The organism is Glaciimonas sp. CA11.2, assembly GCF_034314045.1.
Lineage (GTDB): Bacteria > Pseudomonadota > Gammaproteobacteria > Burkholderiales > Burkholderiaceae_D > Glaciimonas.
Genome location: NZ_JAVIWL010000001.1, coordinates 3,634,918 through 3,655,534 on the forward strand (window position 1 = coordinate 3,634,918; position 20,617 = coordinate 3,655,534).

Annotated in this window: 18 protein-coding genes and 2 tRNA genes; 14 read left to right on the forward strand and 6 right to left on the reverse strand. The window is 48.6% G+C overall.

Annotation, left to right across the window (positions count from 1 at the left end; all coding sequences use genetic code 11):
- Nucleotides 1-12: 12 nt before the first annotated feature.
- From iolE to RGU75_RS15735, 3 genes are all read left to right on the forward strand, one after another.
- Nucleotides 13-942, forward strand: coding sequence for a myo-inosose-2 dehydratase (iolE, locus tag RGU75_RS15725; RefSeq protein WP_322237501.1), 930 nt, complete (start codon nucleotides 13-15; stop codon nucleotides 940-942).
- A complete protein-coding gene (iolB, locus tag RGU75_RS15730; protein ID WP_322237503.1) occupies nucleotides 939-1,733 on the forward strand; it encodes a 5-deoxy-glucuronate isomerase in 795 nt (264 codons plus the stop codon). The genes iolE and iolB overlap by 4 nt, the downstream gene beginning before the upstream one ends.
- A 205-nt stretch (nucleotides 1,734-1,938) precedes the next feature.
- Complete coding sequence (locus RGU75_RS15735; RefSeq protein WP_322237506.1) at nucleotides 1,939-3,441, forward strand: CoA-acylating methylmalonate-semialdehyde dehydrogenase; 1,503 nt, start codon at nucleotides 1,939-1,941, stop codon at nucleotides 3,439-3,441.
- Between the two features lie 233 nt (nucleotides 3,442-3,674).
- Here RGU75_RS15735 and RGU75_RS15740 read toward each other — a convergent pair.
- Nucleotides 3,675-3,759, reverse strand: a tRNA-Leu gene (locus RGU75_RS15740).
- 217 nt (nucleotides 3,760-3,976) lie between these two features.
- On the opposite strand from RGU75_RS15740, the gene RGU75_RS15745 reads away from it, so the two are divergent.
- Together RGU75_RS15745 and RGU75_RS15750 are read left to right on the forward strand one after the other, a co-directional pair.
- Nucleotides 3,977-4,429, forward strand: coding sequence for a hypothetical protein (locus tag RGU75_RS15745; protein WP_322237508.1), 453 nt, complete (start codon nucleotides 3,977-3,979; stop codon nucleotides 4,427-4,429).
- 38 nt (nucleotides 4,430-4,467) lie between these two features.
- Nucleotides 4,468-5,424 carry a CapA family protein gene (locus tag RGU75_RS15750; RefSeq protein ID WP_416186876.1) on the forward strand — a complete coding sequence of 319 codons (957 nt, stop codon included), beginning with the start codon at nucleotides 4,468-4,470 and terminating at the stop codon, nucleotides 5,422-5,424.
- 172 nt (nucleotides 5,425-5,596) lie between these two features.
- Here RGU75_RS15750 and RGU75_RS15755 read toward each other — a convergent pair.
- Nucleotides 5,597-5,681: transfer RNA gene (locus RGU75_RS15755), tRNA-Leu, on the reverse strand.
- A gap of 251 nt (nucleotides 5,682-5,932) precedes the next feature.
- Here RGU75_RS15755 and rnr point away from each other — a divergent pair.
- From rnr to RGU75_RS15780, 5 genes are all read left to right on the forward strand, one after another.
- Nucleotides 5,933-8,419 (forward strand): ribonuclease R, encoded by a 2,487-nt coding sequence (gene rnr, locus RGU75_RS15760; protein ID WP_322237514.1) that lies wholly within the window; start codon nucleotides 5,933-5,935, stop codon nucleotides 8,417-8,419.
- 3 nt (nucleotides 8,420-8,422) lie between these two features.
- The gene (rlmB, locus tag RGU75_RS15765; protein WP_205321308.1) at nucleotides 8,423-9,166 is read left to right on the forward strand and encodes a 23S rRNA (guanosine(2251)-2'-O)-methyltransferase RlmB; all 744 of its coding nucleotides are present in this window, start codon (nucleotides 8,423-8,425) and stop codon (nucleotides 9,164-9,166) included.
- A 459-nt stretch (nucleotides 9,167-9,625) separates the two neighbouring features.
- Nucleotides 9,626-10,375, forward strand: coding sequence for a serine O-acetyltransferase (gene cysE, locus RGU75_RS15770; RefSeq protein ID WP_322237517.1), 750 nt, complete (start codon nucleotides 9,626-9,628; stop codon nucleotides 10,373-10,375).
- Nucleotides 10,376-10,475: 100 nt separating this feature from the next.
- Entirely contained in the window at nucleotides 10,476-11,174 is a 699-nt protein-coding gene (locus RGU75_RS15775; protein WP_322237520.1) for a YceH family protein, read from the forward strand.
- A gap of 510 nt (nucleotides 11,175-11,684) precedes the next feature.
- On the forward strand, nucleotides 11,685-11,888 hold the full coding sequence (locus RGU75_RS15780) for a cold-shock protein (RefSeq protein WP_168052175.1): 204 nt from the start codon (nucleotides 11,685-11,687) through the stop codon (nucleotides 11,886-11,888).
- Nucleotides 11,889-12,082: 194 nt separating this feature from the next.
- Here the strand turns inward: RGU75_RS15780 and RGU75_RS15785 are convergent, their stop codons facing one another.
- The 4 genes from RGU75_RS15785 to RGU75_RS15800 form a co-directional block, all read right to left on the reverse strand.
- On the reverse strand, nucleotides 12,083-12,667 hold the full coding sequence (locus tag RGU75_RS15785; RefSeq protein ID WP_322237523.1) for a YSC84-related protein: 585 nt from the start codon (nucleotides 12,665-12,667) through the stop codon (nucleotides 12,083-12,085).
- A gap of 266 nt (nucleotides 12,668-12,933) precedes the next feature.
- Nucleotides 12,934-13,734 carry a UDP-2,3-diacylglucosamine diphosphatase gene (locus RGU75_RS15790; RefSeq protein ID WP_322237525.1) on the reverse strand — a complete coding sequence of 267 codons (801 nt, stop codon included), beginning with the start codon at nucleotides 13,732-13,734 and terminating at the stop codon, nucleotides 12,934-12,936.
- Between the two features lie 207 nt (nucleotides 13,735-13,941).
- On the reverse strand, nucleotides 13,942-14,433 hold the full coding sequence (locus RGU75_RS15795) for a peptidylprolyl isomerase (RefSeq protein ID WP_322237527.1): 492 nt from the start codon (nucleotides 14,431-14,433) through the stop codon (nucleotides 13,942-13,944).
- A 254-nt stretch (nucleotides 14,434-14,687) separates the two neighbouring features.
- Nucleotides 14,688-15,302, reverse strand: a complete 615-nt coding sequence (locus RGU75_RS15800; RefSeq protein ID WP_322237530.1) for a peptidylprolyl isomerase — start codon at nucleotides 15,300-15,302, stop codon at nucleotides 14,688-14,690.
- 340 nt (nucleotides 15,303-15,642) lie between these two features.
- On the opposite strand from RGU75_RS15800, the gene cysS reads away from it, so the two are divergent.
- The 4 genes from cysS (at nucleotide 15,643) to tilS (ending at nucleotide 20,366) form a co-directional block, all read left to right on the forward strand.
- Nucleotides 15,643-17,052: a cysteine--tRNA ligase gene (cysS, locus tag RGU75_RS15805; RefSeq protein ID WP_322237533.1), complete on the forward strand. Its 1,410-nt coding sequence runs from the start codon at nucleotides 15,643-15,645 to the stop codon at nucleotides 17,050-17,052.
- Between the two features lie 5 nt (nucleotides 17,053-17,057).
- A complete protein-coding gene (locus RGU75_RS15810) occupies nucleotides 17,058-17,711 on the forward strand; it encodes a DNA-3-methyladenine glycosylase (RefSeq protein ID WP_322237535.1) in 654 nt (217 codons plus the stop codon).
- 190 nt (nucleotides 17,712-17,901) lie between these two features.
- Nucleotides 17,902-18,876: an acetyl-CoA carboxylase carboxyltransferase subunit alpha gene (locus RGU75_RS15815; protein ID WP_205323106.1), complete on the forward strand. Its 975-nt coding sequence runs from the start codon at nucleotides 17,902-17,904 to the stop codon at nucleotides 18,874-18,876.
- Nucleotides 18,876-20,366, forward strand: a complete 1,491-nt coding sequence (gene tilS / locus RGU75_RS15820; protein ID WP_322237539.1) for a tRNA lysidine(34) synthetase TilS — start codon at nucleotides 18,876-18,878, stop codon at nucleotides 20,364-20,366. The genes RGU75_RS15815 and tilS overlap by 1 nt, the downstream gene beginning before the upstream one ends.
- Nucleotides 20,367-20,617: the final 251 nt, after the last annotated feature.

The window sequence follows — 20,617 nt, forward strand, 5'->3', positions numbered from 1 at the left end:
TTGGAAAATATCGTGGCTAAACAATTCAACGTAAAAATTGGGATCAATCCAATCTCCTGGATGAACGATGATTTGCCCTCATTAGGTGGTGAAACCCCGCTTGACGTCGCGCTATCAGAAGGGGCGCAGATCGGCTATCGCGGGTTTGAATTGGGTAATAAGTTTCCCAAGGAGGCAGCCGCACTCGCTGCTGTACTGGGCAAGTATTCGCTGGAATGTGTATCGGGTTGGTACTCCGGTCGATTGGCGACTGGCACGGTTGAGGATGAGATTATTGGAGTCGGACCACACTTGCGTCTTCTGGCAGAAAATGGTGCCAAGGTAATGGTATATGGCGAAGTCGCTAATGCAATACAGGGAAGACCGGAACCGCTTTATAAGCGCCCCCAATTTACTACTCCGCAGCAATGGCAGGAATATGCAGACAAGTTGACCGCGTTTGCGACCTACACGTTGTCACATGGTGTGCGGCTGTCCTACCACCATCACATGGGTGCATACGTCGAGACGGCAGCGGATATTGATCGATTGATGGCGCTCACCGGCGAGTCGGTTGGGTTATTGTTTGACAGCGGCCATATTACGTTCGCTGGGGGCGATGCATTGGCGGTATTAACGAAACATATAGCACGCGTGTCACACGTGCATTGCAAGGATGTGCGTCCGTCCGTGATGAAATTGGCCCGCAATGGCAATTGGAGTTTCCTGCAAGCAGTTATTAATGGGGCTTTCACTGTCCCGGGCGATGGCGCGATTGATTTTTCGGCATTGCTATTGATGCTCTATCATCACGATTATCAAGGCTGGTTGGTGGTGGAAGCGGAACAGGACCCAGCCGTTGCACCGAGTTATCAATATGCCGAAATGGGCTATCAACATCTCGCCGGATTGGTGCAGGGAATTGAGAGCGGTAGTATTTTTGGATTGGAGGAAGCCGCATGAACTTGTTAGTTAAAGGACGGCAGCAAGGTCGGGAGATCGTGCGTGTTACGCCGGAATCGGCCGGATGGCATTATGTTGGATTTGCGGCCTATCGATTAAGTAAAAACGAGCATCTTGATTTTGATACCGGTTCCCGCGAAATGTGTATCGTCATTTTACGTGGCGTAGTCAGCGTTCGCGCCGGTGATGCGCATTGGGCTGAGATTGGCGAGCGTCAAAGCGTGTTTGATGATGCTTCACCGTATTCGGTCTACGTGCCGCACGGCCAAAAGATCAACATTACTGCGCATGATGACGTTGAAGTCGCCATCTGTAGCGCACCGGGTCATGGTGATGTTGCAGCCCGATTGATTGAACCGGTGACTGCAAAACGCTCGGTACGAGGGCAGGGAAGCAATACGCGCTATGTGTGCGATATTTTGCCGCAAAGCGCACCTGCCGATCACTTATTGGTTGTCGAGGTCATTACGCCGGGTGGGCATTCATCAAGTTATCCGCCGCACAAACACGATACCGATGACATCCCGACTGAGAGCGCTTTGGAAGAGACGTATTACCACCGAATAAATCCTGCTCAGGGATTTACTTTTCAACGGGTCTATACAGATGATCGCTCTCTGGATGAATCGATGGCGGTGGAAAATCATGATGTTGTGATGGTGCCAAAGGGTTATCATCCAGTCGTAGCACCGCACGGTTACGACTGCTATTACCTCAACGTAATGGCGGGGCCGAAGCGCACCTGGCATTTTAAAAATGACCCTGCCCATGATTGGTTAATGCCGCGTTAGTAGCGTCTGTTGTAAGGATGGTGCAAGTAGGACGGAGGAACATAGCGCGATCCGTCATCCGATGCGGCGACAGTTTTTTAGCGTGCCCATTTTAGTTTCATGCGAGAAATTGTTGACGTGGTTGGCGCATCATCGCTTTCCAGACTACCGGACAACACCAGGCAATATTACGCATTTCGTATACATCACTTTCGAGGCAACTACTATGTCATCACCCACAGTTATTGGTCACTTCATCAACGGTCAGCATGTCGCGTCAAAAGCCGAACGCTCCAGCGACGTATTTAATCCTGCCACCGGCGCTATCAGCGCCAAAGTCGGTCTTGCGTCGACCGCCGAAGTCGATGCAGCGGTTGCTGCCGCAAAGGCCGCGTTCCCTGCATGGTCGGCATTGCCGCCGTTGCGTCGCGCCCGCATTATGTTTAAATTCAAAGAATTACTCGATAAAAACCATGATCGCCTCGCGGCAATGATCACCAGTGAGCACGGCAAAGTGTTTACCGACGCTAAAGGTGAAGTTACGCGCGGTATCGAGGTTGCCGAATTTTCCACTGGCATACCGCAATTGTTGAAGGGTGAATACACAGAGCAAATTAGCAATGGCATTGATGCATGGACTATGCGCCAGCCATTGGGTGTTTGTGCTGGGATTACGCCGTTCAATTTTCCTGTCATGGTGCCGATGTGGATGTTTCCTATGGCGATTGCCTGCGGCAACACGTTCGTATTGAAACCATCCGAGCGCGATCCCTCAGCTAGTTTGCTACTGGCTGAACTGTTGACAGAAGCAGGTCTGCCGGATGGCGTCTTTAACGTGGTGCAAGGCGATAAAGTAGCGGTTGACGCAATCCTGGATCATCCGGACGTGAAGGCAGTCAGTTTCGTCGGATCAACACCTATTGCTGAATACATCTATGCCACCGGCTGCGCCAAGGGCAAGCGCGTGCAGGCATTGGGCGGTGCAAAAAATCACATGGTCGTGATGCCGGATGCTGACTTGCATCAAACCGTAGACGCGCTAATTGGTGCTGGCTATGGTTCTGCGGGCGAGCGTTGCATGGCGATTTCCGTCGCAGTCGCCGTTGGTGATGTTGCCGATAAGCTGGTTGCAGCGCTGGCCCCGCGTGTGCGCGAACTGCGCATCAATCAGGGCATGGACTTAGAGGCTGAAATGGGTCCGGTCGTGACACAAATTCACAAGGATAAAATCCTTGGTTACATCAACGACGGTATCGCTGCTGGTGCAACGCTCGCTGTTGACGGGCGTAGCTTTACTTTGCCCGGTCATGAAAAAGGGTTCTTTCTTGGCGGCACGTTGTTTGATCATGTCACCGCCGAGATGAAAATTTATCAGGAAGAAATTTTCGGACCAGTGTTATGTATTGTGCGGGTACCTGATTTTGCAGCGGCTTTGGAACTCGTCAATGCGCATGAATTTGGTAACGGCACCGCCATCTTTACACGCGATGGCAATACCGCACGCGAATACACATCAAGAGTGCAGGTCGGAATGGTCGGCGTCAATGTCCCTATTCCGGTGCCGATGGCATTCCATAGCTTTGGCGGTTGGAAGCGGAGTCTGTTTGGAGATCATCACGCACACGGCCCGGAATCAGTGCGCTTCTATACTAAGCAAAAAGCGGTGACACAACGTTGGCCAGCAACGATTGCAGCTGGCGCAGAATTTGCCATGCCGACAATGAAATAGATTTGCTGGAGATATTTGTTGTTGGATGGGGCGAGAATGTGACGGAAAATCTGCCTTGCTGGCGATTTTCTGTTGCAAGTTCAGGATGCATTTTTCAGGATTTAACCTGATGTTTTGCAAAGCTAAATGAGTGACAATAATGAAATAAACCTATCTGTTAGTTTATTTCAGATACAAAAAAACCGCATAAACATTGATGCTTATGCGGTTTTTCTATTTTTACACCAATTACTTGGTGCCCACGGAGGGACTCGAACCCCCACACCCGAAGGCACATGGACCTGAACCATGCGCGTCTACCAATTCCGCCACGTGGGCATTTGTACTCACCACTTAAGGTGCGTAGCAATTGCGAAGCACGAATAATACGTGTATTTATATGGTTTGGTCAACGAAAGAGTGAGGGCGTGATTGTCTTTGAATGTAATCGTTATTCTGATGAAATGACGTGGATAAAAAATTCATTTTTGACAAAGATTAAGGACTTGCTTTAATCTCACTACTTTCTTGTTATTTAGACATACAAATGACATATATGCGGCCTAGGCTTTTGCGTCATCTCGCTAATCAGCTTTCCATAAGGCTTCAGTTTGTTTTTTACGTCGGTCTGCTGATTACTGGTTTTGTCCCTCGCACGGTAATCGCTGCGCCGCTCTTGCGTTGTCAGATAACACAAAGTGGGGAGTCGCAAATAGTGGATTTTCTGCCGGGAAGTGATCCGTATAGCGTGAAGGCAATTGATATTAATGGCCGGTTCCATTTTAAGGCCGTTGTCATTGGCGACGCGCGTAAGATTACCTATATCAAACTGTACATTTATGATCACGCTTTGCCGCAACCGATGCTGCTGCATGAAGCAAAATATCTGGCGCCAGTGCCATCATCGGACGACTCCCCTGCCGCGCTTACCGGCGTAATTGACGTTTATTCAATGCCAATGCAGCGAAATTTGCAATACGGATGCGCTTTACTGGAAATTGCACCATGAAGCGTATTGATTGGTTGGGAGCGATACTGTGGCTAATCATGGTGAGCGGGGTGACGTTGGCCTCGGCACAAATTCCCGAGGCGTCGGTATCCATTGCTTTCGTTGGCGACATCATGCTCGCTGAGACACCTGGGAAGGTTGTAAGGAGCGGACGAGACCCTTTTGCACCATTTGCAGCGACCTTGAATGCGGCGGATATTCGAGTAGGGAACCTCGAGTGCGTGGTGGCTACTAAGGGTACACCTCAACCCGATAAGCCATTCACCTTTCGAGCTAACCCGCGTACTTTACGCGTTCTCAAGCGTCATTTTGACGCCGTGGGTTTGGCAAATAATCATTCTGGCGACTACGGTCCCATTGCCTTTGCTGAAATGCTTGATCTGTTGGATGGTAATGGCATCGGTTACTTTGGTGGTGGTCGTAATCTTCACCAGGCTCACCAACCCTTGATTATCGAGCGTAATGGTTTGCGGGTTGCATTGTTAGGTTATGACGAATTTATGCCCAGAAGTTTTGAAGCAGATGTCGATAAGCCTGGAATTGCATGGAGTGAGGACGAGCAGGTCCGGTTGGATATTGGTCGAGCGCGAACAGTTTTTCAAGCTGATCTGGTTATTCCAGTTATGCATTGGGGCTGGGAAGACGAGCCTAACGCTAGCGATCGTCAGCGGCAGCTAGCCCGGACGATGATTGATGCCGGTGCGGATGCCGTAGTTGGTGGTCACCCACACGTCACTCAGAACGTTGAGCAGTATCGTGGGAAGCCGATTATTTACAGCTTGGGTAACTTTTTGTTCAATGGATTTACGGAGCAGGCCAATATTACGGGCTGGCTTTTACGTCTCGAACTGGATCGCGAGGGCGCACGTTCCTGGCGGACAGTGACCGCCCATATCGATCACGAGGGTATTCCCCATCCTGCAATGATCGGAGACGAATTGTGCTGGAATAGGGGGGAAGAAAAAGCCAGGGACTGCGCTGCTGCGCCCAACTGATGCTCATCATTGTTGCGGTGGCTTGGTATGATGGCGTAGCGGGTCATGATTGTTTGCATAATAAAAAAGAAAAAACCGCATAAACATCGATGTGTAGGCGGTTTCTCTTCTTATTCTTACTTTATCTTGTAACTTTATTTTTGTACTTGTCATGTTTATTGCACCAATTACTTGGTGCCCACGGAGGGACTCGAACCCCCACACCCGAAGGCACATGGACCTGAACCATGCGCGTCTACCAATTCCGCCACGTGGGCTTGAAAATTGAAACTATTCAAGCTATCTTCGAAGAATTAAGTCTTGACTAAATCCTGCGAAGACGAAGATTATAGATGAAAGTGAAAATAAGTCAACTTGCGGTGCTGTGTGGCATGATTTGGTGTGATAAAAAGTTGCTAACTAGGAGAATGACCCTTTCCTCCGTTACACTAGGCACTGATTGCAAGTCTTTTATGCTCCGCTTTAACCAATTTCCCGATTTTATCTATAACAACTATTCCCACGCCTCTTGAGCCAATACTCCTACACCATCCCTAGCCGAGAGGAAATTCTCGGCCTTCTGCGGACTTCTTCCGAACCGCAAAATATCGACGCGCTTGCCGCGGCACTCGGCGTTAAACCCGACGAAATGGAAGGTTTGACGCGACGGCTCAATGCGATGGACCGAGACGGTCAAATTAAGCCAGATCGCGCGGGCATTTATAAGCTCACTAATTCACCGGATTTTATCGTCGGTCGGGTCAGTAGTCATCGCGACGGTTTTGGTTTCCTGATTCCCGATGACGGCGGCGGTGATGTTTTTCTGCCCGAAAAAGAGATGCAGAAAGTGCTTAATGGTGATCGCGTTCAGGCGCGCATCATTGGCACCGACCGCCGCGGTCGCCCTGAAGGCACGATTGTCGAAGTCATCAGTCGGGCTAACACACATGTAATCGGGCGTCTGCTTAACGAAAACGGTGCGTGGGTGATTGCGCCCGAAGACAAGCGCATCAGTCAGGATATTATTTTGACCGGTTCGCCGGGCAAAGCCAAAGCCGGGCAGGTCGTCAGCGTTGAACTGACGGTACAACCGTCTCGCTTTACACAGCCCGTCGGTAAAATTTCGGAAATTTTGGGCGATATTGATGATCCTGGAATGGAAATCGAAATTGCCGTGCGCAAATTTGGCGTTCCACATGAATTTTCTGCTGCAGCACAAAAAGCGGCATCAAAGTTGCCAAGCGTGGTTGTGGATGGCGATTTGGCTGAACGCGTCGATTTGCGTGATGTTCCTTTGGTCACGATCGATGGCGAAGATGCACGCGATTTTGATGACGCGGTGTATTGCGAGCCGGTCAAGATCGGTCGCACCACCGGCTATCGCCTGATTGTTGCTATCGCCGATGTGAGTCATTACGTCAAACCGAATGACGCGTTGGATGTCGATGCTTTAGAGCGTAGTACGTCGGTGTATTTTCCGCGCCGGGTCATTCCGATGCTGCCGGAGAAACTGTCAAACGGTTTGTGCTCGCTCAATCCGGATGTTGATCGTCTGACGTTAGTGTGCGATGCCGTGATTACTGCCAAAGGCGAAATTAAGGCTTATCAGTTTTATCCTGCGGTAATTCATTCTGCGGCACGTCTAACTTACACAGAGGTTGCTGCAGTCCTTGGCAACACCAAAGGCCCTGAAGCTGCCAAGCGTCCTGAGCTGGTCCCGCATCTGTTGCATTTGTACGAAGTGTTTCATGCTTTATTACAAGCGCGTCAGGCCCGTGGTGCCATTGACTTCGAAACGACTGAAACTTATATCGTTTGCAATGCAGCTGGCAAGATTGAGAAAATTCTGCCGCGCACACGCAACGACGCACACAGACTGATCGAAGAATGCATGTTGGCAGCCAATGTCTGCGCAGCTGATTTGCTCGAGCGACATAAACATCCTGGTCTTTACCGTATTCATGCCAGCCCGACTAAAGAAAAACTGGCGGTTTTACGGACGTTTCTAAAGCAAGTTGGCCTGACATTAGCCGGTGGCGATACGCCATCTGCTTCTGACTACGCTGCCCTAATGCCGGCGATCAAGGCGCGTCCTGATGCGTTATTGCTGCAAACGATGCTGCTGCGCTCAATGCAACAAGCCGTGTATAACCCAGAAAATATCGGCCATTTTGGGTTGTCGTACGATCATTACGCGCATTTCACCAGCCCGATTCGTCGCTATCCTGATTTGCTGACACATCGCGCCATTAAGGCGATTTTGCTTGGTAAACGTTATGAGCCTAAAGGGCTTGATACCAGCGGATTGAACACGATGTTGTCGCCAGCGGGACGACGTAAGCAGGCGGAAGACAAAGCCGCTGGCAAAAAGAAAAACGAAGGCAGTCTGGCAATCTGGGAAGCACTAGGTGTGCATTGCTCGGCGAATGAAAGACGTGCGGACGAGGCTTCACGCGATGTCGAGGCGTGGCTGAAATGTTATTTCATCCGGGATAAACTGGGTGAAGAGTTCACAGGAACCATTTCTGGTGTTGCTACGTTTGGCATTTTTGTTCAGCTTGATGCCTTGTATATCGAAGGCTTGGTCCATGTCACCGAATTGGGTGCGGATTATTTCCAATACGACGAAGCGCGTCATGAATTACGTGGTGAGCGTACAGGGATGCGTTATCAGTTGACTGATCGTGTAACGGTCCAGGTTAGTCGTGTTGATCTAGATGCGCGTAAGATTGATTTGCGTCTGGTTACGGAACCCGGTATTAAAACTGTGTTGAAAAATGAAGCGCGACGTGCTGATAATGAGCACGACAAATCGCGTAGCAGAAAGGCTAAGACGAAAGTCGATACCACTCCTGCAAATCGAATACCCGCTACTAAAGCAAACAAAACCGGCAAGGCTAATGTAAGCGCTGCCAAAACCAAGGTCACTAAAGGCAAAAATGCTAAAGTCACCATGGGTGTGGAGAAAACGCGCGAACCAAAAACTTTCGCCAAATCAAGCAAGAAAAAAAGATAGAACATGAAAAGTAAAATGATTTTTGGCTTTCACGCCGTCACCTCCCGTCTACGTCACGAGGCTTCTTCAGTGGAAGAAATTTATGTCGACGCCAGTCGTGTAGATGGTCGTATGAAAGATTTGATCGGCACTGCTAAAGCCGCCAACGTGCGCGTGCTTCCGGTTGATGATCAGCGTTTGTCCAATATGGTCGGTACACGCCGCCATCAGGGTGTGGTTGCTAAAGCGGGTGAACTTTCGTTAGCCCGCAATCTGGACGAATTGCTAGATGCAATCGACGGACCGCCGTTGCTACTGATTTTGGATGGCATCACTGACCCCCATAATCTCGGTGCTTGTTTACGAGTCGCTGATGGCGTTGGTGCACACGCTGTCATTGCACCTAAAGACCGTGCCGTGGGCCTCAACGCCACCGCTGCAAAGGTTGCCAGCGGCGCTGCCGAAACGATCCCATACATCACGGTCACCAATCTTGCGCGCACATTACGTGAGCTAAAAGAACGCAACATTTTGTTAATCGGCACAACGGAAGATGGCGAAAAAAGTTTATACGAGGCTGATTTCTCAGGCCCCGCCGCATTAATCATGGGTTCTGAGGGCGAAGGCATGCGTCGCTTGACACGCGAAACCTGTGATGTTCTGGTCCATGTGCCGATGTTCGGTTCAGTAGAAAGTTTGAACGTATCGGTTGCGTCCGGGGTATGTTTATATGAGGCGCGTCGTCAGCGCCTTGCGAAAGGCGTGTAATTGACTAATTATCGGATAAAGTAATCCGATAGTTAGCAATGAGGTAGTGCAATAAGATAGCGCAATCAACATGCAAATAAGCAGCAAAATCAACTGGCTAATAAGGTCGCCGATAAGCGCGAGATAGGGGTTGCGAGGCTAGACGTTTCTTCTGAGGCGTTGACCGAGCAACCTTTACCATTCGGATTATTCTTGGGCTTCTTTGGCAATGGCAATGGGAATGGCAATGGCGAGGGCGTTTTTTATTGCGCTTTTTACTTTAACATTTCGCGCACATTATCCAACCATAATCGATAGCTTGTGAAATTTAGGCAAAATAATGTGCGAGATAATGGTTTGGCCCTGCAATTGGACCCGATTCTGACACTTCCAAAGACGGCTGCACAGTTTTAGCATAAGATTACGCCTCGTCATTGCTCCGCAATATTCCCCTCACGTAGCTCAATCAATTTAGTTTCTATGTTTAGTCGCCTTCGTGAAGACATCGCCAATATCATGGCTCGAGATCCCGCCGCACGCACTGCATTGGAGGTGGCATGCTGTTATCCAGGATTTCATGCGATTGTTATGCATCGCTGGGCAGCATTTTGCTGGGCGCATGAATTTAAATTGATTGGGCGTTTTATCGCCCATATTGCCAGGATACTTACCGGTATCGAAATTCATCCGGCAGCAACGATCGGCCGCCGCGTTTTTATTGATCACGGATTTGGCGTGGTTATTGGTGAGACCGCTGACGTTGGCGATGACTGCACTATTTATCAGGGTGTCACGTTAGGTGGCACGTCGCTTGGTAAAGGCATCAAGCGACATCCGACCCTGGCGCGTGGTGTGATCATCGGTGCTGGTGCAAAGATACTGGGTAGCTTTACTGTGGGTGAGGGCGCAAAGGTCGGCTCTAATGCGGTAGTGGTGAAAGCGGTACCCGCCGGAGCAACCGCAGTCGGTAATCCTGCGCGCATTATTCAGACGGAAGTCCATAACGCTCAGGAAGACGCCGCTGCGCGCATGTTTGCAGCATATGGCGTGACACCTAACGGTGACGATCCACTATCAAAGGCGTTGCACGGTTTGATCGATAATGCGGCTGCTCAAGAGCATCAGATCGCCCGCATCGTCGCTTTGTTAAAGTCTGCCGGGATCGCTTGCGATAGCTTGCCACCTTTGGACAAGTTTGATCCTGATCAGCTTAACAAGTTAGTCGAGTAACGATGAGCTGAGTTCGATTTCAAAAAAATGTCGGTATGGCGTTGCATTTACGTTGATCCTGCGCGGATCCAGACCAAGGTAACATACAAAAGGTTAGATAATGACACTGGAAGCAATCTCCCCATCCAATGGCGATGACGCCATCCTTGATTCATTTGAAATTCGTGTACTTGCCGTATTGGCAGAAAAAGAAGCACTAACGCCCGATAACTATCCTCTCTCACTCAATACGCTGGTGAATGGCTGTAACCAGTTATCGAGTCGTGATCCTGTAATGTCAATTTCAGAGTCAACCGTGCTGGATGTGTTGCAACGACTTATGCAGCGCAAGTTGGTCGTGGAGGTCAATCAGGCGGGCGCGCGTGTTGCCAAATACGAGCATCGTATGCGTCTTAAATGGACGCTTGAGCCGGATAAGTTGGCTGTATTGGCGACCTTGATGTTGCGAGGTATTCAGACCGCCGGTGAGGTCCGTATGCGTTGCAGTCGTCAATATGAGTTTGCCTCCGTCAACGATGTCGAGATTGCGCTGCAATTTCTTATCGATAAATATCCGCCACTGGTAGCGCGTCTGGTAAAAGGGCCGGGCACAAAAGAATCGCGCTACGCGCAACTGTTAACTGGTGAGGAAATTTTGGCGCAACAAGTGGTTGCTGAAACGTTTTCTAATAGTGCCGCGATTCATAGATCAGATCGTCAGGATCGTATTGCTGCGCTTGAGGAAGAAGTCGTTATGCTGCGTCAACAGGTGGATGCGTTGAGTAACCAGTTTGCGGAATTCAAACGACAGTTTGAATAAAAAGTGTTAACGTAAAGGCGTTGTGAGATCAAGGATGGTTTACCTTTGTTGTATTATATGCTCGCACAAGCGTAGTAATAATTTAGCATAATCCCTGGTGTTTGTTAGATTTGTCTTCCGCCGATCACTCAATATCTGACATCCCCAATCAGGTATTCCCCTACTAAAAAATCGCCAAAACCCGATAGTATTGTTTTCCCATTCTGTGGATGATGTTGTATGGGTTTCGCTTTCATAGCGCAACACATTATCAGCATCAAACTATGAAATGGTTACGCTTGGATTTAATCATCTAAGCGTTATGGTTAGAATGACTAAGTATTTCTAGCCACATTATTTCTGATAATAAACGTGTTAAATCACTTTTTAAAGATATTGAAAATAATGCGTTTTACGGTTGATATTTTTTAATACAAAGTGGGTAATGCAGGTAGGAACAAAGTGATGTATTCGGTCGACCGAGGTCCTGCCTTCCAGCCCGTGTGGTGTGACATTTTTGAAAGAAGTATTATGACAACAGGTATCGTCAAGTGGTTTAACGACTCTAAGGGCTTCGGCTTCATTACGCCCGATGACGGCAGTGAAGACTTGTTCGCGCATTTTTCCGCGATTCAGATGGGCGGTTTCAAGACATTAAAAGAAGGTCAAAAAGTCCAGTTCGATATCATGCAAGGCCCAAAAGGCAAGCAAGCGGCGAACATTCAAAACCCGTAATTTCGATGGAATCATCGTCTGCAGCGCTTACAAAAGCGTAAATACGGCCAAATTATATAAGCTCACAATCCATAAAGGATTGTGAGCTTTTTTAATGACACGTCACGTCAATACTCCCTCAGCGATTGAATGATTGAATTTACGCGCATTATTTATGGCGTTATTAGGTGCAATCAGGGCGCGTGACACATCACTTACATGTTGAGTCGCGATACCTTAGTACCTTCGAGCGTTAGATTTGCCATAAGACCACTGTTGGTTAATACAAATGCCAGAACTGAGGATGTCATGGACGTTGTATCTATTTCGCCGTTCGCGCCGATCTTAAGGACAGCGACCGATGCATCGGCACCCACTGCCCAACCGTTGCTACTACGAAATTTGTTTAGCGAGTCCTGAGTCATGAACAGAAAAATCAGCGCTTTAGACTGGGCGCCGATTTGTAACCCAATTGAAGCGGAAGCGGTACTGTAGTAACCGTCGGTTTTATTTCCGACACGTAGCGCTCCTTCCCCATATTGACCGCCGATGCCAAATCCTGCTGCAATAACAGATGGAAATACCAACACGCCATTTGCCTTGGATACCAGTTCACGCGCATGTGGAGCAGCCGTATATAAGCGTGCCATTGTTGTATCGATGCTTGTATCAATTTGCCGACGACGTTTGCCCGGATCGGCATTAGCGTCTGATGGCGAGGTAGTCGTGCAGCCAGCAAGGACCAGACTGGTCATTCCCAGCACTCCAGCGGTTTTTAGTATGAAGTCTCGCCTATACATGATGCCTCCATCGAGTTGATCAAAAAAACAGGTTTCAAACGTGCCCCACACTTTTTGTGTGTCTGCGCTTAATACGATTTTTTCAGATGCATTTGGTGGATCAATGGAATGACTGCCAGGTTACTTCTCTGAATAGAGCTATAAATGGTATTGATTAGATCAAATCATCATTTTTATTATTAAAATTACATCTATTTGTTAATTTTAGTTGAAATAAATTGATTTGCAAGATGTTGAGATAAAAAGTAAGTTATATCAATTACTATTTATACACTCTGAAGCGCGCTACCGGAATGGTCGAAACGCCGAATTGCACCGTCTGAATCAATCGATATCCAGCCGCCGCGTGGTTTTTTGAGGTCATAATCCCAATCCGATAACACATAGCGATTCAGTGTTGCGCCAGCGGCCTTATTGGTATGTACGGCCGGACGATGTGTGTGTCCATGAATTAGCGTATCGGTACCGGTTTCAGCAAACAGCGCGGCGATCGCCTGTTGATTGACATCCATGATGTCCATCGATTTGTTTTGTTGTTCTTTACGACTCTCATCACGTGCACCCGCGATGATCGTTTTGCGTTGCGTCAATGGTAATGCGAGAAATTGTTGTTGCCATTGCGGATTGCGAACTTGTGCGCGAAATGCCATGTAACCAAGATCATCGGTGCATTGCGCATCGCCATGTGCCAGTGTTACGCGCCGACCTGCAATTGTGGCGACAAATGGGTCGGACAATAATGTAAGTCCTGCCGCTTCAGCAAAGGCTTGGCCTACCAAAAAGTCTCGATTTCCTGCGATCCAGAATACCTCAACATTAGCGTCGCTAACCTGACGGAGCGCATTGGCGATTTGTTGGTTATAAGGTGTTTCCAGATCGTCGTCACCAGCCCAATATTCAAATAAATCACCCAACAGATACAGTTGCTTTGCCTGGCGTGCATGCGTATCCAAAAAATCGTAGAACGCTTGCGTAGTACGAGGATGCGCTTCCTGTAAGTGCAGATCAGAAATGAATAATGCAACCGCAGATGTTTGTACCGGCGTGTATGAAGTGGCTTCGGTCATAGAGGGCAGCTGTGTGTGTGACGATTGCTGTTGGCCTTTTACGATCTGGCTGACTTGAGGTATCTGGCACTAAATTAGGCTCAAAACCTTCGTAGTCTAAAGACCTTTCAGGTTTCTTCGCGCTATTTATCCTAATCGCTCCTAAGCCAGCTTAGCCATTTAGTTAGGCTACAGATCGTAAGCAGGTTTTTAGATTATTGCCTTAGATTATTGAACGACTTCTGCTTTTTCGATGATGACATCTTCTACAGGTACGTCTGCGAACATACCGGTACGGCTAGTTTTAACGGCCTTGATTTTATCGACGACATCCATGCCTTCAGTGACTGTTCCAAAAACGCAATAACCCCAACCATCTTGTCCCGGATAATCAAGGAAGCTATTGTTCTTAATATTGATGAAGAACTGGGCTGAAGCCGAATGTGGGTCCGAAGTACGCGCCATTGCTAAGGTGTACGGCAGATTTTTCAGGCCATTCTTGGCTTCATTTTCGACTGTAGCATTAGTCGGTTTTTGTTTCATTCCCGGCTCGAAGCCGCCGCCTTGCACCATAAAACCATCAATGACGCGATGGAAAATGGTGCCGTTGTAATGACCTGAATTGACATAGGCTAAAAAGTTTTCAACTGACTTTGGTGCTTTTTCTGCATCTAGTTCGATGGTGATGTTGCCGTGGTTCGTGGTCAGGATGACTGTCATGATTTTTTGCCTTGTGGGTTATAGATTGAAAATGGGTATTCTTATAGCGGATAACTGGTTTTGTTGCTAGGTACGAATGCTGCTGAAATGAATACTGACCTTAGTGTTGCGTCAGGCTATTTTTTTATTGCAACAATAGATGTTTCGAGTACCAGTTCTGCTAAACGCCAATTGACCTTATTTGCCTTTCAGCACGTTTAATCGCGCTAAATGGGGCCAATTGGTGGTTAAAACAGTTGTCCCATCGATCCCATTTATTTGGTAATGGACGCAGACTCAATGATGACTTGTTGCACTGGTACATCCTGCGCGCCTGTTTTGACTTTTTTGATCTTGTCGACGACTTCCATGCCTTGAATCACTTTGCCAAAAACTGCATAGCCGTAGCCGTCTTGACCTGGATAGTTCAAAAATTGATTATCCTTGACGTTAATAAAGAATTGCGCAGAAGCAGATTGCGGGTCCGAAGTGCGTGCCATGGCGACGCTGTATTCGGTATTTTTCAAGCCGTTCTTACCTTCGTTCTCAACTTTATTTGGTGCTGGCTTCTCGTTCATCTTCTTGTCAAAACCGCCGCCCTGAATCATAAATCCATCAATTACGCGGTGAAAAACAGTGCCGTTGTAGTGGCCCGTGTTCACATAGCTTAGGAAATTTTTGACTGTTTTGGGAGCTTTCTCAGCATTCAGTTCGAGGACGATGTCGCCCATGTTCGTTTTTAGCAGGACATGTGGCATGTCGGCAGCGTGGGCATTCGAAAAGGCAAAAGACAGAGATAGCGCGGCAATTGACGTTGCCAGCACGCGGGAAAAGGTGCGGCGAGAAGTTGATGGTGCGCTTAAAACCTTGCTTTGCTTGATGCGTTGCATGAAAAATCCCTTCTGGTGAATAATACGAAAGTTTAATACGTCAGCTTAAAACGACAGCATAAATTCAGAGTCTTACGACCATGACGTTACGGGTGCATTGTGTACACGCCACGTATAATTGCCAACAAGTTTACTGCAAGAGTGACGATTTTGCTTTTCCGCAATGCTAGGTTGTCTGGTTGTTTGATATACTGCGTCGAAAAGAAGCATTTTATCAAACTAAGCATTGCAAAAGAGTTTTGGCGGTCTTGTTGTACTGACGTGGCATATTTTCCGGGAGGTGATGTGCTAACGACCAGGGCCAACGTGCAATAAATCTGTGCCTGAACTACTAGATTCCATGAGTAACCTAAAAATATATAACACACTGGCGCGCCAGAAGCAGCCGTTTTCCCCAATTGTGCCTGGCAAAGTGCGCATGTACGTGTGCGGCATGACCGTGTACGACTATTGCCATCTCGGTCACGCACGCGTGATGGTGGTGTTTGACATGGTCCAGCGCTGGTTGAGGCAATCTGGGTTTGACGTTACCTATGTGCGCAACATTACCGATATTGACGACAAGATCATTCGCCGCGCAGTCGAAAACGGCGAAACCATCTCGCAATTAACAACCCGCTTTATTGCAGCAATGGATCAGGATGCAAGGGCGCTCGGTGTGCAAAAACCGGATCATGAGCCGCGCGCGACAGACTATGTGCCGCAAATGTTGTCGTTGATCGGCAAACTGGAAGGCAATGGCCTGGCCTATAAAGCTACCGACGGTGATGTTAACTATTCGGTGCGGGATTTCGCCGGTTACGGCAAACTTTCTGGTAAATCGCTCGACGACCTCCGTGCAGGTGAACGCGTGGACGTTAATACCGGCAAGCGCGATCCCCTGGATTTTGTATTGTGGAAAGCGTCAAAGGAAACCGAACCAGACGAGGTGAAGTGGGCATCGCCATGGGGCCGTGGTCGGCCCGGCTGGCATATTGAGTGCTCTGCGATGGCAGAGCACTTGCTTGGCGAACAGTTTGATATTCATGGAGGTGGGCAGGATTTGCAATTCCCGCATCATGAAAATGAAATTGCGCAGTCAGAAGGCGCTTCGGGACATCAATTTGTTAATTATTGGATGCATAACGGTTTTATTCGTGTAGACAATGAGAAGATGTCTAAATCATTGGGCAATTTTTTTACGATACGCGAAGTGTTAAAAACGTATGATGCCGAGGTGATTCGTTTCTTTATCCTACGGGCGCATTACCGTAGTCAGTTGAATTATGCCGATAGTAATCTGGACGATGCCAAGAACGCGCTAACGCGCCTGTACACGGCGCTTAAAGAAGTCACGCCGGATGATGCGCCGTTTGATCCGAACGAGACATATGCGTTGCGCACCGTTGAAGCAATGAACGATGATTTCAATACGCCGTCGGCGATCGCCATATTGTTTGATCTTGCTAACGAGGTTAATAAAACTAAATCGGCAGCTTTGGCACGACAATTGAAGGCATTGGGTGGGAATTTGGGATTTTTAACGCGGGCGGCTGACGATTATTTGAAAGGTCGCAGCGCAGGAGAGCGCAATGTTGATTGTGTAGTTGGTTTGTCTGAAGAAAGCATTCAGCTAAAAATCGAAGCGCGGTCGGCTGCAAAGAAGGCCAAAGATTTTTCTGCTGCGGATGGCATACGTGCCGAGCTGTTAGCGGCTGGCGTGCTGCTCGAAGATAAGCCGAGTGGTCTAACCGAATGGCGGAGGACTTAGTTCGCATGCAAAATATAATAACAACTGCGGATAGCAAGATTCACGTCGCCGCATACTGGGAAGACGCCAAGGTTGAGCTGATGAAGCGTGACCGTATTATGCGCAAACTGATTCCGCAATTTGGCGATTTGCACCTGACTGGTCGTAGTGAGCCATTCACGACATTGGCGCGCTCTGTGATCGGACAACAAATCTCGATCAAATCAGCGGAAGCGGTTTGGCAGAAATTTCTGTTAATCTGCCCCAAATGTTCGCCTTCCCAAGTGCTAAAAGCGGGCCACGAACAATTAGCTGCATGCGGTTTATCCAAGCGTAAAGCGGAATATATCCTTGATTTAGCTGAACATTTCAAGGCAAAACGAGTCCATGCGGATAAGTGGGTCAGTATGCCCGATGAGGATGTTATCGCTGAATTAATCCAGATTCGTGGCATTGGCCGCTGGACAGCGGAGATGTTTTTGATATTTAATCTGCTTCGGCCGAATATTTTGCCGTTGGATGATGTCGGTTTATTAAAAGGCATCAGCGTTAATTACTTCTCAGGTGAACCGGTGTCACGTAGCGATGCGCGTGAGGTGTCGGCTAACTGGGAGCCATGGCGTACCGTTGCCACATGGTATTTATGGCGCAGTCTTGAGCCAATACCGGTTGCATACTGAAAAGTAGCAAACGAAAACGTAGTGAAAGAAATGTAGCAAACGGTGGAAGTTGTTCGGTAATGGTTAAAATTACATTATTTTAGGCATTTTCTGATAAGCGTTTCAGCAACAGTTTGCGCAAATACATAGTAGTTACAGATTTGGCGCAGCCTCATGCCTTCGTGGCGATGCGCAAAAACAAAGGAATACCATGAGTAAGACCACATTTCTTGGCTTCGAACAGTCGATTGCCGAGCTGGATGGCAAAATAGAAGAGCTGCGCTTTGTACAGGATGATTCGGCAGTCGATATTTCGGAAGAGATTGATCGTTTATCGAAAAAAAGCCAGCAACTGACCAAAGATATCTACGCCAAGCTAACACCGTGGCAGGTTTCACAGATCGCACGTCATCCACAACGTCCTTATACGATGGATTATGTGAATGAAATGTTTACTGATTTCCATGAATTGCATGGGGATCGCACCTATGCTGACGATCAGTCTATCGTCGGCGGTCTGGCGCGCTTTAACGGTCAGGCTTGTATGGTGATTGGTCATCAAAAAGGTCGCGATACCAAAGAGCGTGCTTTGCGTAACTTTGGTATGCCAAAGCCGGAAGGCTATCGCAAAGCGCTGCGGTTGATGAAAGTCGCAGAAAAATTTGGTCTGCCGATCTTTACCTTTGTTGATACGCCGGGTGCGTTCCCCGGTATTGATGCTGAAGAACGCGGTCAGTCCGAAGCGATTGGACATAATCTTTACTGCATGGCTGAACTCAAAGTGCCATTGATTGCCACGATCATCGGCGAAGGCGGCTCCGGCGGCGCGCTGGCGATCGCTGTGGGCGATGCGGTATTGATGTTGCAATATTCGACTTATGCGGTGATCTCACCAGAAGGCTGCGCTTCGATTTTGTGGAAGAGCGCCGAGCGGGCAGCGGATGCGGCAGATGCCTTGGGCTTGACCGCACATCGTTTAAAAGCAATGGGTTTGATTGACAAGATCGTCAATGAACCGCTTGGTGGTGCACACCGCGATCCCAAGCAAATGGCTGGATTGTTAAAGCGCGCATTGGCAGATACATTGCGTCAGTTCCAAGGTGTTAAAACCAAGGATTTGTTGGCGGCTCGCCACGAGAAATTGATGAGCTACGGCAAATTCAAGGAAATTTCGGCGACAGAATAGTGGCAAATCCGCACACGGTCACCATCACCGAACAGTTTGAGGGCGCGCTGAAAGATATTATTCAGCGCGCTTTTTCTATTTCTTCCAACGGCCGCGAATCACCCGTCGAGACGCTGGCCGATGTTCAGTTCCCATCAGCTATAGCAATCGCTTATAGCGGCGGTCTTGACTCGTCAGTGTTACTCGCATTAGCGGCACAATATGCCGCAGAACATCAGATAAAACTACGCGCTTTTCATGTTCATCACGGTATTAGCCCGCAGGCTGATCAATGGCTGGCGCATTGCGCTGCTGAGTGCCAGCGTCTGGATGTGATCTTTGATGCACGCCATATTGCCTTGCGCAATGCCGATAAAACTGGCGTGGAAGAGGCCGCGCGTAACAGTCGTTATGCTGCTTTGGGCGATATGTGCCGTCAGCATCAAGTGCCACTATTGTTAGCCGCGCATCATATTGACGATCAGGCAGAAACCGTATTACTGCAATTGCTGCGCGGGTCTGGCGTGGCGGGGTTATCTGGCATGGATACAGTGAACGCTGCACCCGCACTGTTGGGCGATGCAACGTTGCTGATGGCGCGGCCATTGCTGGCGGTATCGCGGGCGCAACTTGAAAGTTACGCTACTAACCACAGCATACCCTTTGTCGAAGATGAATCTAATCATGATTCACGCTATGCCAGAAATGCGCTACGTCATCAATTGATGCCGGTACTTAGTCAGTATTTTGTCGGCTTTCAAGGACGCCTGACGCGCACGGCAGGTCACATGCAGTCCAGCCAAAAATTATTAATCGAACTCGCCGCGCAGGATATGGCAGCGTGTGCGGGTAATAACTGTCTCGAGTTGGACAAGGTCCGCAAATTGAGTGCGGCACGGATCGACAACTTGCTACGGTATTGGTTTGGTTTACATGATTTGCGGATGCCTTCGAGCGCTTGGCTGAGCGAGATGCGAGACCAATTGCTGTCAGCAAAAGCCGATGCCCAACTTTGTGTGACCCATCCGGAATGTCATATTCGGCGTCATCGTGATCGGGTTTTTTTGACGCCTCGTGATGATCTGGATCGTGAAGAGATTGATCCCATTCCCTTCCGCTGGACTGGCGAAGCCGCGCTCGCTTTCCCCATCTATGGCGGAAGCTTGCATTTTGAAACGTCGGAGCATGGCGTAGCTGCCGAATGGTTGCGTCAACAACCGTTGCAACTACAGTACCGTAGCGGCGGCGAGCGACTCAAACTTGCCTTCAATCGGCCCACGAAAGCGTTGAAGTATCTTTATCAGGCTGCGGATATTCCAGCCTGGGAGCGAGAGTGTTTGCCAATGGTACTGGCGGCAGGGAAGCTAATGTTTGCTGCTAATTTGGGATTTGATTGCCATTTGCTTGCACCCGAAGGAAGTGGCAATGTGAGTTTGCGTTGGGAGCCGGATAATTTAGCGTTGCGTAAAGTGTTTCCGGAATTGAGGTTGTCTGTGCAGGATGAGAGTTAGTTCAGACCGGCCGCTTCAAGCATGTTTTGCGTAGAAAGGCTATGACTTACCAGTGATAGCTAACCGTTGAGCAGCGACAATGCCCGGATAGGTCCAAACCAACAACTCACGTTTTATCGCTTTGATATCGATTTAAGGTGGCAGAACTAGTCATATATGGCTAGTGGGAGCCACTTTCCAGCCGTTTTAGCTTGTTTTTTAGCCTCTTAAGATGTAAAGTTAGCGGCTAATTTTTAGCATCAAGCACTTAT